Source organism: Paenibacillus gorillae (assembly GCF_000513275.1).
Classification (GTDB): Bacteria; Bacillota; Bacilli; order Paenibacillales; family Paenibacillaceae; genus Pristimantibacillus; species Pristimantibacillus gorillae.
The window spans coordinates 1-16,827 of record NZ_CBVJ010000097.1; the positions used below are offsets into that span (position 1 = coordinate 1).

A 16,827-nucleotide genomic window follows, 5' to 3' on the forward strand; every position below is an offset into this window, starting at 1 on the left:
TAAAAAACTAATAGAACAAAGGGCACAACTTGCATCAGCTAGCCAGTGAACACACTCCAACGAAGCTGATTCGCTAAAGAGCGAACCTAATTTCGCTCTTTCACGCCGAAACTGGCGGGGCACGAGCCACAGCGAACCAATTTTCGCTATCCGTGAACCTCAGTTCACGAGTAACGAAATTTGGTTCGCTCCAGCAGGAGGACGCACAGCGCAGAACCTGGACAGCGCAATTAGGTTCGCTAATCTGCGAACCTGCTTCGTTCACTGGGAATTTGCGAACCTGCTTCGTTCCACGTTAACAAATTGCGAAGTGGAGCGCCTCACCCGTAAGGTCATTAGTTAGTTTGGCGGCATTTCCGTTACGCGTTCAGTTGATGTGCGAATTCAGCAAACGAGCTGTGACATACACCTAACTCCCTCCCCCTATCGGACAACATAAAAAGGCCGGCAAGCACCGGCTTTCGCCGAACCTGCCGACCTGTCTTATTGCCTGCCTAATACGCAGCGAACGGATACAGCTTGCCCTCCACGCTGAATGACGATTGCCCCGTCTCCTCCGATACGACCAGTACAAGGGCATCGCTTCGCTCTGTTAGCCCCATCGCCGCCCGATGACGCGTGCCCAGCTTACGCTCGCCCGTCTCCACAACTGCCAGAGGCAATACATTGCCTGCCGATACAATCCGATCTTCGCTTACATATACCGCTCCGTCATGCAGGGGCCCGCCCGGTACAAAAATCGTCTCAAGCAACGATGGTGTGAGCTCGGCATTCAGATGAACCCCTTTTGTAATAAGGGGAAGCACCGGATCTCGCCGCTGCACGACAAGCAGCGCTCCGTGACGCCGCTGGGACAAATGACGAACTGTCGTCGACAGCTCCACGAATTTGTTTGTATAGTTGGACAAAAAGCATCTCAAGTAATAGGCTGCGGCAAGCGATTCCAGCTCCACGACCTTGTTCTTAATTTGCTCGAATTCATTCAGCATGCAATCATTGTTCTCCTCATCCAATCGATGGAATAAATCGATGAATGATTGTTTCATTAACAGCAGCTCCTGCTTGATCTGCTGTTTAAGCGGTGAAAAATCGCAATTGTTTTGCTCCATTGCCAAGTTCGCCAACTTCCCCCAATTGTAGTCGATTCCCTACTATTGGTTCCCTGATGCCGGCAATTTTACGCGCGTGCTATACGTTTTTCACAAAATGAGGCTTGCTGTAATGACTCGTCCCCCCGCCTCCAACAAAAACTTGCCCGCCTTTCGGAAAAGCAATGAGCTTGCTCTGCCCGTTCGTCAGCAGTACAACAACCTTTGCCCCGTTCGCTTTAGCTGTGTAAATGACATAGCCCGAATTGGCGATTCGGGTCACCCAATGCCGGTCAAACTCCGAGCGTACTACCCGATTTGAATAAACCTGATTTTCCCTAACTAAATTGCCCTTTGCTTTCGAACCCATCCGGTCGCCTCCCATAGCGTGATGTATTCTACTTCTATGCTATGCGGAATTGATAGATTGGTACTCGCCAAAGGATAGAATCATAGAAAAAGGGGGAACGGCGCTCCGAGGCAGCCGCCCTTCTCAGCGTTTCACAACCATGCCAAGCTGCCCAGCAAATGCAGCAGCCTGAAGCGGTGAAATGATGCATCCGCGCAGCTCAGGCAGCGTTGCGCCCAGGCTATCAAACTCGCAGCTGCTCAAATCGATGCCGGAGAGCTTCGTCTGTGAGAACTGTGCCTGATCCAGCCTGGTCTCCTCCAAATAAAATTCGGTCAAATTGGAGTTAAAGAAATCTCCGTATGCGAACGTGCCGCCATGCAGCCTGACTCGCTTGGCATTAATCATGCGAAAAACGGCATATTCGGCATGACAATCAATAAAGCTGGCATTGCGAAGCATGCCGCTGCTTAAATCCATTCCGATCAGCTTGCAATCCTTGAACACAACCCGGTGAAAGATCGCATCCTGAAAATCTGCATTCGACAAATCACAGCGTTCAAAAATAACATCGGTAAATTCCGATTTGCGCATCCGCGCTCCCCGCATCGTCACATTCGTAAACTTCATCCGGTCAAAGCAAGCCTTATAAGGTGCTTCTCCATACAGTTCACAATCTTGAACGATGCGATCAACAAATTCAGAATCCTGCTCCATAACCTCAAGCTCTAATTCCAAAGACTGCAATTCTCCCGGAATTTTCGGTAGATCAACCAACGATTTTTTACCCGCCATCTATGTACACCCCATCTACATATTTATAAAGAACAGAACTTTATCAGCCACAAGCTCAGCTAACAACATGAGAAAACGTTGGAACTCACGGCCCAACTAGGACACTCCATATCATGTTATCAGCATGTTCTGGAGCAGGCAAATACCAATTTATCAGAAGGCAGTGACCCTGTTGCTTTTATCCATTCAAAATAAAAAAGTGCAGTTTGATTAGCCAAAATCAGCCCATTTCGGCGATAATTCAAATGCACTTTTGCATCTTGACGTTGATATTGGGCGGGCAGAGCCGCTTCAACCTGTACTTTTACATTACGATCATGGAAAATTCATCGGCTGGCTTAGTCAGCAGCGACTACTTCCCGCCCTTTTTCTCAAGCTGCTCAATTGCTGCCCTTGTCTTCGCGTTAAAAGCCTTGAAAAAGGCAATCAGCTCGCTGTTCAACAGCCCTGCATTGTACAGCATCTGAATCGATACAAACTCCGGCTGCCCTTTGTCACTCGTTGAGGTAATTACTCCAGCTGCCATCGCAGCGTCTAGCGCAGGCTTCGTCCACGCGGGCGGCGTCTGATTGCCCGATATGTTCACATACTTTTCCAAGTTGGCTACTTTCGTCTGCAGCTCATTAAAAGCTTGTTTTTCCGCTTCTGTCATCGGCTCATCCTCCTGATTGATATATTTGGCCCGAAGCTCATCAACTGTTCCGGCGTATTCGTTGAGATCCACCGGTCCGCCGATACCGGCTACCTTGCGACCGCCGCCTGGCCTGCTCCCTCCTGCAGATCCGTCGCTATACTGCCAAAAAGTCCATTTGCTCCACGCCGTAACGTTCGAAGGCGGCTGCGTGCTGTACCTGGCAATCCACAGCTCATAGCTTCCAAGCGAGGCGTCAAAATTTGCAGCAAAACTGTTTCCGGTATAGATAATCGGTTTCACCCCGACAAGCCGCTCCAGCTCTGTCAAAAAGGCTTTAGCAACCGCGTTGATCGCGCTTTTGCTCAGGTTGTTCGGATTGTTCTCGTAATCCATTACGGGAGGAAGATCGAGCTGTCCTATCCCGCCTACCGTCGCTATGGCATTCGCGAAGTTTGCTGCTTCCTTCTTCGCTGCATCCGTTGAAACCGCATTGAGAAAATGATAGGCTCCGATCAACACGCCGGCCGCCCGGGCTCCCGACACGTTAGCTGCAAAATAAGCGTCCCGGTAGGATTGTCCTTCACTCGCCTTTGCGAATGCAAAGGAAATGCCGTCTGCCGCTGTTTTTTTCCAATCTATCGTTCCTTGATATCGTGAAACATCAATACCTTGCGCGTTGCCTCCGCTTCTTACTTGCATCGATCACAGCGCTCCTTTCCTAGCACGTCCTTCTATATCATAAGCAGGCCCATTCTCTACCGGAACGGCAGCTGTACGGCAAGTCCAGCACAATGCAAAAAAGGAACCGTCTGCCCGACAGTTCCCATTCCGAACGGCAAGCCTACCTAATAGAGCCGCCCTCACTATCTATATCAATTCTGTCCGTTCACTTTCACATCGAACTGTTGCCTGCCATTGACAACTTCCTGTAATCCTCTCTTCTATTCCAGAACCACTCCCGCTACTTCTTGCTCCCCCCGCCCTTATTCCCGTAAAACTGCAAATACTCGTCCATATGTGCGGCCCAGTATTTGTCGTTATGTCCACCCGGGCTTGAATGGTACTCGTAGCCCACGCCTGCTTGATCCAGCGCATTCATCAATGCCTGATTGCCTTCGGCTATCGTCTCATGCTCCTTATCGCCATGATCGAGGTAAATCGCCAGGCTGCTGGCCGCCCCTTTGCCGACGAGCATTACCGGGTCCACTTCTTCTTGAGGCTGACCGCCCTGGTATAGCCAAGCCAGGTAATCCGGCGTTTCTTTCCATACAGCCGCACTATGACCGCCGACCTTGCTGAACATATCCGGATGTGTAAAAGCCAGATGCAGCGCTGCATAGCCGCCCATTGAAATGCCTCCGATATAGCGGCCTTCACGGTTAGCCGCCGTATTATAGTTCGCGTCAATTGCCGGAATGAGATCCTTTAGCAAATAATCCTCGTATCTGCCAAGCTCATATTCATGCCGCTTGTCCAGCTTTTCGGAAGAGTTGACGCCATAGCTGTTGTCGAGCTGTGGAGATACGATAATGAATGGAGCGATCTTTCCTTCGTTGACTAGCTTAGCGGCACGTTCACCAATGTTCAAGCCGCCAGAGAAAAAGCTGTTCTCATTGCCGTTTTTGCCATGAAGCGCATACAGAACCGGGTAAGGACCGCCTGCGCCGTCCGCGTAATCTTCCGGCAAATATACATTTACCTTCATCGCTTTGCCCAGCGCTCTGCTCTCCAGCGTCAGGTGCTGCAGCATGGGGCTATCCGCCGTTTGAGCCGCTGCCTCCAGCGTCTCTTTCGCTGTTCCGCTCGAATCGATCATCGTCCGCTGGGCGGCCGTGCGTCCACAGCCTGCAAGTAAAAGCATAATAGCGGCTGCACAAATGATCCTTTTCAACATCTGATTTCTCATTCTACGACCCTCTTCCCTTTCTGCTCACAGCAGCTACAACTTCACTACGCCATTCTTTAATTTCAACAGATGCTCCTATCCATTCTGGTTAAAAATCCCTGATTTTATAACGGATAATATCGACTTAATGTTTCTGCATAGAAAAACTATGTTTCATTCTAATGCTGATATCTAACCATAAGAAAACCGCCTTGGTAAAAAGGCGGTTCATTAAAATATCGTTTCCCGTTTGTTATTGACTGCAAAAATACTGTCCCTTACTCGATTTTACTTATAGTTAACTACCTAGCAGGATACCGTAAATTTCATACCTAACGTCGGCATTACATTTCCTTGAATCTTAGTAAAGCCTTCTTCTACAACAACAGGAAGATCAAGTGATGATATCAGCTTTGTCCAGAACTTAACTGCTTTTGCATTCGATTTGAACATACCCACATCGTATCGACCCGAAAAAAGTTTAAAAATTTGCATGACAGCATCTTTGGCAATATTCGTGCCTCTATATTTGGGTAATACAAATAGCTCCTGCACTGAATAGTCCACATCTTCTGCAACATACGGAGGGGAAGTAACTAGGATAAACCCGACGATTTTTTCATTAACCTTGATGAAGTAAGGATGCAGTCGGTCATCCTTGTAATATGGCGAGATATCTTCCATTTCGAATGTACCTTCTGTTCCAATCTCCTCCTGTGAGTAAGCTGAAAGCTCATAGAGATAATAATTAAATAGGTTTACAAATTGTTCTTTGTTAGCATTTGTGATTTGTTGTAGTTGCGTCTTCATCATAAATCCCCCGAAAGTATTGGTGTCGGTAGTAGTACACAGATACGATTTGACCAACATATTTTTTCTTATTCGATGAGATATTCTCATATTCATGACTATATAACGAACCCAAATATGAGGTCTCCTCAATTCGTTACAGAGGGGTATTTGTAAGGTCATGAAGAAAAGAAGCCTGAAACGCTAAATCAGCGTATCGGCTCCTTCCTCTCCCGTCAATCGTTCCATCTTCCCCTGCTGCTATCCACTTACGCTGCGCTTATCCTTGCATCTGCGCTGCAAACCAGTCCCAGCCTGTGCCAACATGCTCCGGTTTATGAGAATCCGAACCATAGACGCACTCAACGCCTTGCTTTAGACAATCCGCAATGAACCATTCCGGCACGTAGGGCTTGCCGCAGGTTTCCACCCGCAGTCCGGCAGTATTGACGTCAATGCCTACGTTTGATTTGGCGAGCAGCGGAAGAATGCCCTCAAGCCTTGCCCGAATTTGAGCTTCTTCAATCGGAGGAAGCGCTTTGGCAAACTTCTCGATCAGATTAATATGGCCGATCCGCTTGCGCATCGGAAGCCCCGCCGCGAAAGCGATCGCCGCCTCGACATGATCGTAATAGGCGTCCACAAGCTTTTCCATCGTGCCGTAATAACCGAGCAAATACTCTCTGGAATAGTCTGCTGTAAAATCGATGCAGCGCGTACCGCCGATACCCGGCAAGTAGTGAACGGAATAGACGACGTCCTCCAAATCACGTCCCCACTGATCGACAATCCGCTGCGTAAAATCAAGCTGGCCCGGCAAATAATCCAGCTCCAGACCGACGGTAACCTCGATGCGTCCTTCATATTGCTGCTTCATTTGCTTGGCATATTCCATATAAAGCGGCAATTCCTCAGTCGGCATAGCCAGTTCGCGGAACAGTGCCGCATCTTCTATTAAACCCGCCGGGAGCGGCGGATGCTCGCTTATCGTATAACGCTCGAAACCAAGTTCAATTGCCCTGTCCAAATACTGCTCTTCGGCAGCATCGCTGCCGTGATAGCAATAACGGGTATGTGTATGCCCGTCCCATTTCAACACCATTCCTAACACTCCCTGCACTTTTCAATTGCACTCCACCCCATTTTATCGTACCCGAGGCCCTTTTCTCTAGCTTTACATGAAATTAACGAGTTAGCATTAGTATTCATCGGACCAATATGCCCAATAGGTGCCGATCAGCGGTTGCAGCAGCCGATAGGCTTCCTCTGTTTCTGCGTAAAAGCTATCCTTCGCACTATCCTTAGTCAGCGGCATCGACAAATACAGCTTTTTGACTGTCCATTCATAGCTTTCGGAGCTAAGCGTGCCACTCTCACTGCGGCTCACCTTCAATTCCCATGGCCGGTTAATGAATCGGGAAAAATCAGTTTTTGTCCATTCGCTATTGCGTAGCAGTTGCTCAATCATGTCATCCGTCATCCCGCTTAGCTCGGTTTGCGACAATTGTCCATGGTCGATTAATATTTGCACCAAATGCAAAACCAAAGCACTCGGCCCAATATCCGCTACTGAGGCGTGAATGCCTGCTTCCTCCACAATAAGGCGCTGAACGAGCTTAACGGTCTCAATATCACCGTACAAATAACCGTCATCCTCTTCCAAACGGGACAATAATGCACGCGGCATTACCGGCAGCCGGCCGCTGAAATAAGCGCTTCTCACCCAAGAATCCAAATGGTCCAATTGAAGCGTATGGTTCCGATTTCGGAGCAAGCTTGCCGTCTCTCCTGTTATTAAATTAAGCAAGCGAACTTGATCCAGACCGTGAGCAGCCAATATGCCCGTGATTTCCGCCGATTGAATCCGGTCCAGCGTAATCGCGTGATGATCAATCCCTTCGATCCTCTCCAGCGTATGACTAAACGGCACATGACCGATATCATGCAGCAGCGCAGCGGCTCTCAGTTCGGCATCCTCGGGATGGAAATAGGCGATCGTTGCAAAAACGCCCAGCGTGTGCTGCAAGCGGCTGTAATTCAATTGAGAATTCAAATACATTGGACCGCAATGATGGATCAGATGCAGCCTCCTTACCCAACTGGACTGCAGCAGCTGCTGTTCGACCGGAGCCAGCCCCGTATGAAGCTGCCACATCGGCTCCCAGAGCGATCCGCTTGCTCCGTCCATAATGATTTTCGAATCCGGCATTATTCGCCTCCTTGCTTTCTATAAACACAGTAACCTATCTAACTTTTATTCTGGATTGGACGCTCATTCCCTTCCAGATGGATACACTAAATCACCGTGTTATCGTCAAAACAAATCCAACTGCTCATATTCAGGCGGCTTTGGCTCTTCCTTCGGCTCTTGCGGATCACGGCCGTCAGGACGAAGCAAGCCGAGCATCGCCATCATTTCCTTGGCATTGTCCGCCGCATCTCCACCGGAATTGTTGTTGAAGATGACACATACCTGCTTGCTTTGCTCTTCAAGCTGTCTCAGCATGTCTGCCCACTCCCGCAGCTCCTCGCTGCTGTAGCGGTACAAGTAGCGGACATCCCGCCAGTTCGGCGCGCTGCTCTGATTCCATCCGGCGGTATGGCGTCCGTGAAAACGAACGACGGTCACCTCCGGATGCGTTGCCCGAAGCACCGTCGGTACGGAGCCAACTCCTGCCTGCGGCTCGTCGCAGACGCTATGGTACCATTCCTCCGCCTCCATGAAAGCAAGTGTCTTCTCCCGGTATTCCGGCGCAAACCAGCTTTGATGCCGAAACTCCAAGGCGCATGGAATACCTGCCATCCGCAGCCGCGCCTCGCACAATATCCGGACATTTTCCCGCGTACAATCGAACCAGGGCGGGTATTGGAATAATGCAGCTTGCAGCCGTCCCGCTTCGATCACAGGCTCCAGTGATTCACGGAACGCGCCAAACATCGCGGCGGGATCATTGTCTTTCGCCGCAGGGCCGCGCTGGTGGCCGGTCATGCCCTGGTAAGCTTTTACGATGAAATGAAGCGTTTCCGGCGTCTCCTCTGTCCATTTGGCAAAACGCTCTTTCGATTGGATTGCATAAAACGTACTATCAACCTCAACGAGCGGAAAATGATTGGCATATTCCCGCAGCCTGTCCTTCGCCTTTATTCCGGGGCCGTACAGCCGGTCCTGATCACCCCAGCCCGCCAATCCGATATGTATGCCCATTTTGACTGCCTCCGTTCTTACTTACGTTATACCAGTTATACTAAATAGTCTGGGAGGACTTCAAGCCGAACGAAAATATATAACAAACTAGATAACAAACCTGTGAGGACGAATGCTTCCTCATTTGATATAATTTAGCAATAGAATAGGGATGAAAGGAAGTGCCCCGTGTCCGACCGCAACGATCTGGATCAGCATCGCCGCAACAAGCTTAAGGTTATCCGGTTTGACAAAGACGATAACAAGCTCGTCGAGACCGATAAGCCCAAAGAAACCTTCGCCGATGTCGGCGGCTTAGAAGAAGTGAAGAAAAAAAATCCGCCTCAACTTTATCCTGCCGCTTCAGCAGCCGGAGGTGTTCGCCGCTTATGGGCGGGAAGCTGGCGGCAGCCTGCTGCTGTACGGCCCTCCCGGCTGCGGCAAAACGTTTCTTGCACGAGCCGTCGCAGGCGAAATTAACGCCAATTTCATGCACATCGAGCTGCAAGCGATATTGTCCATGTATGTCGGCGAAAGCGAGCATAACTTGCATGATGTGTTTGAAAAAGCGCGCGAGAACAAGCCATGCGTCATCTTTATCGATGAGCTGGACGCGCTTGGCGGGAGCCGCAATCAGATGCGGCAGCATCATGAGCGGATGCTCGTGAATCAGCTGCTGCTGGAGCTGGACGGCCTGCAGAGCTTCAACGATCAAGTATTCGTCATCGCGGCCACCAATACGCCATGGTACCTCGACTCGGCCCTCAGAAGACCTGGACGGTTCAACCATCTGATCTTCGTACCGCCTCCAGAAGAAGCGGAACGCGAGACGATTCTTGGCTTGAAGCTCGCGGGCAAACCGATGGGCAAGGTGGAGCTGGAGCGGATTGCAAAGGATACGCGGATGTTCTCCGGTGCCGATCTGGAGCAGATCGTCAGAGATTCCGTGGAGTTTGCACTGGAGCGGATGCTCAAAAGCGGAAACATCGAGCCCATTACACAGGATGATCTGAAAAAAGCGGCAAAGGGCCGCAAAGCAACAACGCTGGACTGGTTCGCCACCGCTAAAAACTACGCGACCTTCAGCGACGTGAATCAAGACTACCAGAACGTACTGGAATATATGAAAACCCACGGATTGAGGTAACGCTATGTCCATTCAACTGGATTCTTATTCCACACGCTATGAAAGAATTGAACATTTGCTCAAATGGCAAAGATACAAGGAAGCCTCCGAGGAAGCGATGGCGCTCATTCGCGAGGAGCCGGAGGATGCGGACGCCTACGCCATGCTCGCTCAGGTTTGCTGGAAACTGGAAAAGTATACGGAAGCTCATCATTGGTGCGGGGAAGCGCTGAGACGGGACCCTGAGAACCATCTGGCTTGGTTTATCACCTGCGGTGTCTACTATGATCAAGAGAAATGGAAGGAGCTTACTTCCTCTCTTGTGGATGCGATGCGCGTCGATCCCTATGAGCCGTTCTATTACTATCTTCAAGCCAATATGTCCAACAAAAGAGGCCGGTATCAGGAAGCAAAGGAGCAGCTGCTGCAAGCGCTGGAGCTGGACGCGGACAACGCGCTTTATTTGGCGCTAATGAGCTACATCGAAGCTTTGCTGCAGCATTACCGCATTTCGAAGGAGCTGGAAGGTCAGGCTTTGCGCCTTGAAGCCGAATCCGAGTATGTGTTTGTGTATCTAGCTTGGGCTGCCTCGGAGCGCGGAGATCATAGCCAGCAGCTGGAGCTGCTTAGCAGCGCGATTCGGCTCCAGCCGGATCAGAAGCAAATACGTGATGAATATTTAGAGGCGCTGCAAAAAAACTCCAAGCTGTACCAGATTATTCTTGGTCCATCCAAGCTGCTGAAGCGTCTCAAGCCTTGGCAGCTTCTCATAGGCTGGATACTAGCCTGGTTTCTGTTCAGACCGCTCGTAATCGTCCTCATCATTCTATATATCGCCATACACTGGATGACGAAGCTGCTTGTCCATGTAAAGATTTTTGGCTGGCGGCTGAAATAAATATAAAGGAGCGCCAGCTCTGGCCTATGGCCGGGTTAGCGCTCCTTTATTTTTTAGAACTCAGTCGATTTTGACGACGATTTTGACAACCTCGTTTTTCCGGTTGATGTTGACGTCGAATGCCTCGGCAATATCCTCGAATGCATATTCATGGGTGACAATGCCGGACACATCAATAACACCTTCCGCTATCGCCTTAATCGCTTGCGGATAAATGTTGCGGTAGCGGAATACCGTCTTGATCTCCGCTTCCTTGCTCAGCAGCTTGGCGAAATTGAATTCGATAATGTCCTGCGGCGGCATGCCGACGAGCACAATCGTCCCTCCGCGTTTCACAAGATGCGGCGTCTGCTGCGTCGTTCTAACAGCCCCCGCCGTCTCCATCACGATGTCCACGCCTTCACCGCTGGTCAGCTCGCTGATTCGCTCCAGCACATCCTCCTGTGCCGCATTAATTACTCTCGTAGCTCCCAGCTCCAGCGCCTTGTCCAGCCGCTTCTGAATGACATCGACTACCGTAATGTCCAGCGCGCCAAACGCTTTAGACGCCAGCAGCGCCGTCAGTCCGATGCAGCCTGCGCCGAGGATGACGACCGAGCTGCCGAGTGTAACGCTGCCCTGCTTGGCAGCATGCATGCCGACCGATAGCGGCTCAATCAGTGCGCCTTCCTTATTACTGATGCTGTCAGGGAGCTTGAATGCCAGATGAGCCGGGAAGGCAATGTAATTGGCGAAGCAGCCGTGGTAGGGCGGCGTTGCCAGAAACTCTACGTCCGGGCACAGATTATAGCGGCCGCTGATGCAAAACTCGCATTTGCCGCAGGTAGCCCCTGGCTCCAGCGCCACGCGATCGCCAGCCTTCAGCTGCTTCACATCGGAGCCGACAGCGACTATGATGCCTGCGCACTCATGGCCGAGTATGAAATCACCGTTCACAACGAAATCGCCGATTTTGCCATGCTCCAGGTAATGCACGTCCGACCCGCAAATCCCGACATAATCAAGCTTGACCAGCACCTCCGACGCCTTAGGTTCCGGTACCGGAACCTCGCGAATTTCAAGCTGGTTAAGACCCGTCATAAATGCTGCTCGATTGATCAACGCAAACGCCTCCAATAATCCGCTATTTTTCAGATGATCATTCTTCGATACGAGGAATCCGATCGATGCGGGGATCGGTAAAGATGTCATACTCATCCAGACTTTTTGTGCTGAACTCTGACACGACAGCACCCTCGGGCCCCCCTTGAAACCAATGCTTCGTATTGGGCTGAATGGTGTACTGCTCCCCTTCTCTCAATACGATTTGATGAAATACCGAGTAATAGTCCTTGCCGGATTCCGGGAGCGTGCCGCTAATCTCAGCGGCTGGCTCCCCTTCTACGTACAAGTATACCATGCCAGTCCGGCAGCGGAAGGTCTCCTCTTTACCCGGATAGTCCAGCTCAGGGATGACAGGATGCCGGTGCTCGGGACAGGTTTGTCCCGGCAAAAGCACCATTTCCTTCGCGCAGCAGCGCTCTGTATTAATGAAAGTGACGAGAGAAAGCCCGATCCCTGCAAATTCGTTCAGCCCGAAATCAGCCAGCTCTAAGTTCTGTTTCTCCTGCTCGGTCAAAGCGATCTGTGCCTTATCATAGTAATCTAAGATAAGCGGTTTAAAATGCTGATAGTCTTCTATTCTCACGGAGACTGCCTCCCTCTTCTTCTATTACTTTCTTGCCATCCACTATCTGACCGAGGTAAACGCCAGCTTCTCGCTGCTGGCAGAATACACGGTAATCGTCTTTGTCTCGCCCGGAAGCAGATCGAAGTACAGGTCGGAGCAGTCATAGCCGCCAGATACGTGTACACCGTGAGCATACCCGGTGCTGCGCAGGGTAACGCTGCGGTCTGCGCCAGTCTGCTCGTCGCGAACAACCTCAATCGGCGAACGCTCGAACCGAAGCGTCTTCATATCGCCAGTCCGCAGCGATGCCGTATCCACCGCATCCGTTGCAGGGATGACCATAATCGTACCCTTCGTATAATCCCGGTCCGGCAGCACTTCGCTAAGCAAATAGCTGCGGCTGTGCGGCGCAAGTGTCAGGTTCACCGTTTTGGTCTCCCGTACAGCGCCGCCGAAGGAAATGTAGCCGAATTCCGCTTGGAATGATACAGTCTCCGCGGTATCATTGATTCCTTGCAGCACGACCTTACCGTCCACGGTACGCAGCGTCAGCTTGGTGTGGGCAAGCGCCCGCTTCACGCCGTAATACGAAATTTTGCGGCGCAAGTAGTAGTCAATGATCGTCCAGCCCACTTCGCCCCAAGCATCGTTGTACATCCAGAACAGCGCTCCGGAGCAGTCCGGCTTAAAGCGCATTGCCTCTAGCGAGTATTCGAGCATCAAGGAATGAACCATACCGCCATAGAGCAAATAATCGTCAACCGACAGCTTGTCCGACCGGTCGAGATAGCTTTTCCAAATCCCCTCCGCTACCGTACCTTTCTCAAATACGTTGCAGTGCATTTCCCATACGCTGCTGTCAAAATCGATTTCCCCGCCGTCCAAATACGCCTTTGTGCTCTCCAGATTGCAAGGCCCGACATAGCCGTATTCGCTGACGAATTTGGAATCCATGTTATCGAAGTCCATCGGCTCGATCCGCTCGTCCAGATTGAGACTCATAAAGGCATTATGCCAGCGGTGAACGTCACCAACCGTATCGGCATTCGGGAGTGCTCCTCCATACGGCGAGCTGTTCCAGTATGGAATATGCGGACAGTTGTTATGAAGCACTTTTTTAGCAAGCACATTGGCGATATACAAGCCATATTGCTTCTCGTGCTTGAATTCGATATTCCATCTTGGGTTGTCCGTTTTATTGAAAATCCAGTGCACTTCATTCGTGCCGCAAAACAAAGCGATTGAAGCATGGTTGCGCAGACGCTTGGTCTGGTAGTCCATCTCGTCATGCATCTCGTCCATAAATTCTCTTCTGTGATCCGGGTAGGTAGAGCATGCCAGCATGAAGTCATGCCAGATCAGCAGCCCGTTCTGGTCGCACAGCTGGTAGAAAATGTCCCGCTCGAACAGCCCGCCGCCCCAAATGCGCAGCATGTTGAAATTCGCTTCCACAGCCTCGCGGATCAGCGTTACATATTTCTCCTCAGGAACACGCGAGTAGATAAAGTCATTCGGAATCCAGTTGCCGCCCTTACTGAAAATCGGCATCCCGTTGACGACCAGCCGGAAGTTCCGGTCTTCGCCTTGCAGTACCGTCGTATCCAGCTCGATGGTCCGGATGCCGAATTGGAAGGAAGGGAATTCCGTCGTAACATCTCCGGATACCGCCTCTACCTTTACATCGTACAGCGGATGCTCGCCATAGCCTGCCGGCCACCAAAGCTGCGGGTTCTCAATTTCAAAGTCGAGATCAAAGTAGTTGATCCCGGAGGTCAACAGCAGGTTGTCCAGCTTTTTCGAAGCAAGAACACTGCCGTCATAAGAAATCTCGACGAGTAAATCGCCGCTAGCAGTGCCGACAATATTAAGGTTCTCGATGTTGACCGTTGCCTTGAGCTTGGCAGTCGGAGCAATGCCAACGGTGACCACGCTTGCTTCCCGAATAGCGATGTTTTTCTCGGAGCGAAGATAGGCGTTGCCGTTCAATCCGCAGGTTACGACGCGCGGGCCCCAATCCCAGCCCACCGTATATTGCGGCCGTCTTACGAAGGAACGGCGATAGTCGCCGCGGTCCTTGCCGCCATTGTCATACTCCCGGCAAGTCGCCCAGTTTAGCTCCGACAGGTTGCTCTCGGAGACGCTTTCCAAGCCGGTCGTTACACGAACGGCAATCGTATTTTTGCCTGGTGTCAGCTGATCCTTCACATTGCGTACAAACGGATAATGAACGTTATAATGGCTGCCTACATGCTGATCGTTGACAAAGATATCGCTATGCGAATCTATCGTTTCGATGACCAGCTCGATAATATCGCTGTCGAAATCGAGGCCGGAGCCGTCAAATTCCTTCATATACCACCATGAACGCTGCTCGATCCATTCGCTCTCCAGCGCATAATCGGATAGGACCGGATCTTTAATGATTCCGTTCTCAATCAGCGGAATACGAACATCGGAAGGAAGCGTGCACGCGTACCAGCCTTCCTTCAGCGCTTTTACCGCTGCCAAGCTTTCTCTGCCCCAATGCAGAGGCGCCTCGTGAACCTGCCATGCTTCGTTCAATCCAACTATTTTCATCCCTATACACTTCCTTCTGTTAGAATAAAATCCCGTCCTAACTCTAACCTAACCCTAACCTTAACTTAGCCTTTGACTGAGCCGGCAACCATGCCTTTAATAATCTGTTTGGAAAATGCGAAATACAAAATCATCGCGGGAAAAATCGCTATCAGCATCGAAGCCATCATTTTCGGATAGTCCGTCACAAATTGTCCTTTGAACAAGGTGATGCCGACAGGAATGGTCATGAGCGTATCCTTGCTGTTCAAAATAAGGGCGAACGTAAATTCATTCCAGACGACGAAAAACTGAATAATACCGACGGTGAAAAGAATGGGACGGCATATCGGAAGTACGATGCTGAACAAGGTCCGGTGGAAGCTGCACCCGTCGATGCAAGCGGCTTCCTCCACCTCAATCGGAATGCTTCGTACATAGCTGTCTACCAGAAAAATTGCAATGGGCAACCCAAAGGCTGCATAGGGCAATATAAGCGTAAACCACTTGTCGCTCATTCCGGTTTGCGTGAATTGCACATACATCGGAACCATGAGCGCATGGATCGGAACCAGCATGCCTAAGAGATAATAATTGTAGAGCGCATTGCGTCCTTTAAACCGGAATCTCGACAGAAAATAACCGATGATAAAGCCAAGAACGAGAATGATCAGCAGTGAAAGCACACTATTCCGTGTCGTATTCCACATCCAGAGCAAAATTTTGCTTTTCGTAAAAATCGCCACATACTGATCAAAGCTTGGACTATGCGGCAGCGAAATCGGATTGGCGTAAAACTCGGACTTGCCTTTCAGCGATGAGTAGAACAGCCATACTGCAGGAAAAATGCATGAAATCGAAAATAGGAGCAAAATCAGGTTAGGCGCCAGTCCGGACATAAACCGCCCTCTTGCGTAGGCTCTTGCCATTAGCGCACCTCCCTTTCCTTCGTGAAGCTTCCCATAATCCAGCGTGTTCCAACGATTACAACTAAGCTTAAAATCAAGACGCCGATCGACATCGCGCTGCCATACCCCATTTTATAAGTGAGAAAAGAAGTCTTATAGGCGTTTAACGCCATTACGTTGCTTGACGTGCCCGGGCCTCCGCCAGTCATTACATAAATGTGATCGAACACCTTCATCGTACCTGCGATGGAAAGCGTGACGCATACGGCCAGCGTATTTTTAATCAGTGGCAGTGTAATATGAACGGCTTTCTTCCAGCTGTTGGCACCATCGATCTCGGCCATCTCCAGCACCTGCTGATCGACTGCGGACAACGCCGACAGAATAATAATCATGTAGTAGCCGATATACTGCCAGATCAAAGGAATCGCTACCAAAGTGAGCGAAAGACTTTCATTGTTCAGCCAAGGCTGTGCCCATTGTCCCCAGCCGATTTGCTTAAGAATGATATTAATAAGACCGTAGTTATAGTCATAGAGCATGGTCCAGATAAAGCCGATAACGACTGCTGACAGAACGGATGGAAAATAAGACATCGTGCGGTGCAGCGACTTGAGCTTGACCCGCTTTGAATGCAGCATCAGCGCAAGCACAAAAGCGATACCAACCTGGCCGATGACACAAAGCGCCGTCAAATAAATGTTGTTGTAGAAGGACTGGATGAAGACACTATCCTTCAGCAGCGCAGTAAAGTTGTCGAAACCGATAAAGGTCATCTTGGTTCCGCCCGACCAATCGAAAAATCCGTAATAGAAGGCAAGCACAATCGGGACGAACACGATAAAGGTATATAAGAAAAACCCTGGCAGCATGTACATAGCGAATGACTTCCTGGACGGACGCATAGCTTGGTTCATAGTTCCTCCTCCATCCGAATACGTAATCG

At 50.4% G+C, this 16,827-nt stretch carries 15 protein-coding genes and 1 pseudogene; 2 read left to right on the forward strand and 14 right to left on the reverse strand.

Annotated elements, in window-relative coordinates; genetic code table 11:
• Positions 1-494: 494 nt before the first annotated feature.
• The 9 genes from cdaS to TY10_RS17755 form a co-directional block, all read right to left on the reverse strand.
• Entirely contained in the window at positions 495-1,109 is a 615-nt protein-coding gene (gene cdaS, locus TY10_RS17715) for a sporulation-specific diadenylate cyclase CdaS (RefSeq protein WP_042166426.1), read from the reverse strand.
• 79 nt (positions 1,110-1,188) lie between these two features.
• Positions 1,189-1,458 (reverse strand): hypothetical protein, encoded by a 270-nt coding sequence (locus TY10_RS17720; RefSeq protein WP_042166291.1) that lies wholly within the window; start codon positions 1,456-1,458, stop codon positions 1,189-1,191.
• Between the two features lie 123 nt (positions 1,459-1,581).
• Entirely contained in the window at positions 1,582-2,175 is a 594-nt protein-coding gene (locus tag TY10_RS17725) for a pentapeptide repeat-containing protein (RefSeq protein WP_162160625.1), read from the reverse strand.
• 409 nt (positions 2,176-2,584) lie between these two features.
• The gene (locus TY10_RS17730; protein WP_042166297.1) at positions 2,585-3,565 is read right to left on the reverse strand and encodes a glycoside hydrolase family 25 protein; all 981 of its coding nucleotides are present in this window, start codon (positions 3,563-3,565) and stop codon (positions 2,585-2,587) included.
• A 262-nt stretch (positions 3,566-3,827) separates the two neighbouring features.
• Positions 3,828-4,772, reverse strand: coding sequence for an alpha/beta hydrolase (locus tag TY10_RS17735; protein ID WP_052350621.1), 945 nt, complete (start codon positions 4,770-4,772; stop codon positions 3,828-3,830).
• Positions 4,773-5,057: 285 nt separating this feature from the next.
• Positions 5,058-5,564 (reverse strand): GNAT family N-acetyltransferase, encoded by a 507-nt coding sequence (locus TY10_RS17740; RefSeq protein ID WP_238327757.1) that lies wholly within the window; start codon positions 5,562-5,564, stop codon positions 5,058-5,060.
• Between the two features lie 256 nt (positions 5,565-5,820).
• Positions 5,821-6,642: a histidinol-phosphatase HisJ gene (gene hisJ / locus TY10_RS17745; RefSeq protein ID WP_042166299.1), complete on the reverse strand. Its 822-nt coding sequence runs from the start codon at positions 6,640-6,642 to the stop codon at positions 5,821-5,823.
• A 96-nt stretch (positions 6,643-6,738) separates the two neighbouring features.
• Entirely contained in the window at positions 6,739-7,749 is a 1,011-nt protein-coding gene (locus TY10_RS29000; RefSeq protein WP_052350623.1) for an HD domain-containing protein, read from the reverse strand.
• Between the two features lie 105 nt (positions 7,750-7,854).
• Positions 7,855-8,745, reverse strand: a complete 891-nt coding sequence (locus TY10_RS17755) for a DUF72 domain-containing protein (protein WP_042166301.1) — start codon at positions 8,743-8,745, stop codon at positions 7,855-7,857.
• Between the two features lie 168 nt (positions 8,746-8,913).
• Between TY10_RS17755 and TY10_RS17760 the strand changes: the two are divergent.
• Positions 8,914-9,871 (forward strand): annotated as a pseudogene (locus TY10_RS17760) (ATP-binding protein).
• Positions 9,872-9,875: 4 nt separating this feature from the next.
• Positions 9,876-10,748 carry a tetratricopeptide repeat protein gene (locus TY10_RS17765; protein WP_042166304.1) on the forward strand — a complete coding sequence of 291 codons (873 nt, stop codon included), beginning with the start codon at positions 9,876-9,878 and terminating at the stop codon, positions 10,746-10,748.
• A gap of 60 nt (positions 10,749-10,808) precedes the next feature.
• Here TY10_RS17765 and TY10_RS17770 read toward each other — a convergent pair whose 3' ends face one another.
• The 5 genes from TY10_RS17770 to TY10_RS17790 all read right to left on the reverse strand — a co-directional run bounded on the left by TY10_RS17770 (position 10,809) and on the right by TY10_RS17790 (position 16,798).
• Entirely contained in the window at positions 10,809-11,849 is a 1,041-nt protein-coding gene (locus TY10_RS17770; RefSeq protein WP_042166306.1) for an NAD(P)-dependent alcohol dehydrogenase, read from the reverse strand.
• A gap of 37 nt (positions 11,850-11,886) precedes the next feature.
• Positions 11,887-12,429 (reverse strand): cupin domain-containing protein, encoded by a 543-nt coding sequence (locus TY10_RS17775; protein WP_420329419.1) that lies wholly within the window; start codon positions 12,427-12,429, stop codon positions 11,887-11,889.
• A gap of 48 nt (positions 12,430-12,477) precedes the next feature.
• Complete coding sequence (locus tag TY10_RS17780; protein WP_042166311.1) at positions 12,478-14,994, reverse strand: glycoside hydrolase family 2 protein; 2,517 nt, start codon at positions 14,992-14,994, stop codon at positions 12,478-12,480.
• Positions 14,995-15,059: 65 nt separating this feature from the next.
• Positions 15,060-15,902 carry a carbohydrate ABC transporter permease gene (locus TY10_RS17785; protein ID WP_042166313.1) on the reverse strand — a complete coding sequence of 281 codons (843 nt, stop codon included), beginning with the start codon at positions 15,900-15,902 and terminating at the stop codon, positions 15,060-15,062.
• Positions 15,902-16,798, reverse strand: coding sequence for a carbohydrate ABC transporter permease (locus TY10_RS17790; RefSeq protein WP_042166314.1), 897 nt, complete (start codon positions 16,796-16,798; stop codon positions 15,902-15,904). Before TY10_RS17790 ends, TY10_RS17785 begins: the two co-directional genes overlap by 1 nt.
• Between the last annotated feature and the right edge of the window lie 29 nt (positions 16,799-16,827).

Excerpts from the sequence above, each read along its gene's own strand:
- TY10_RS17740 (WP_238327757.1), bottom strand. The coding sequence starts at position 5,564 with ATGATGAAGACGCAACTACAACAAATCACAAATGCTAACAAAGAACAA.
- TY10_RS17755 (WP_042166301.1), bottom strand. The coding sequence starts at position 8,745 with ATGGGCATACATATCGGATTGGCGGGCTGGGGTGATCAGGACCGGCTG.
- TY10_RS29000 (WP_052350623.1), bottom strand. The coding sequence starts at position 7,749 with ATGCCGGATTCGAAAATCATTATGGACGGAGCAAGCGGATCGCTCTGG.
- TY10_RS17790 (WP_042166314.1), bottom strand. The coding sequence starts at position 16,798 with ATGAACCAAGCTATGCGTCCGTCCAGGAAGTCATTCGCTATGTACATG.
- TY10_RS17780 (WP_042166311.1), bottom strand. The coding sequence starts at position 14,994 with ATGAAAATAGTTGGATTGAACGAAGCATGGCAGGTTCACGAGGCGCCT.
- TY10_RS17765 (WP_042166304.1), top strand. The coding sequence starts at position 9,876 with ATGTCCATTCAACTGGATTCTTATTCCACACGCTATGAAAGAATTGAA.
- TY10_RS17785 (WP_042166313.1), bottom strand. The coding sequence starts at position 15,902 with ATGGCAAGAGCCTACGCAAGAGGGCGGTTTATGTCCGGACTGGCGCCT.
- cdaS (WP_042166426.1), bottom strand. The coding sequence starts at position 1,109 with ATGGAGCAAAACAATTGCGATTTTTCACCGCTTAAACAGCAGATCAAG.
- hisJ (WP_042166299.1), bottom strand. The coding sequence starts at position 6,642 with ATGGTGTTGAAATGGGACGGGCATACACATACCCGTTATTGCTATCAC.
- TY10_RS17735 (WP_052350621.1), bottom strand. The coding sequence starts at position 4,772 with ATGAGAAATCAGATGTTGAAAAGGATCATTTGTGCAGCCGCTATTATG.
- TY10_RS17720 (WP_042166291.1), bottom strand. The coding sequence starts at position 1,458 with ATGGGTTCGAAAGCAAAGGGCAATTTAGTTAGGGAAAATCAGGTTTAT.
- TY10_RS17730 (WP_042166297.1), bottom strand. The coding sequence starts at position 3,565 with ATGCAAGTAAGAAGCGGAGGCAACGCGCAAGGTATTGATGTTTCACGA.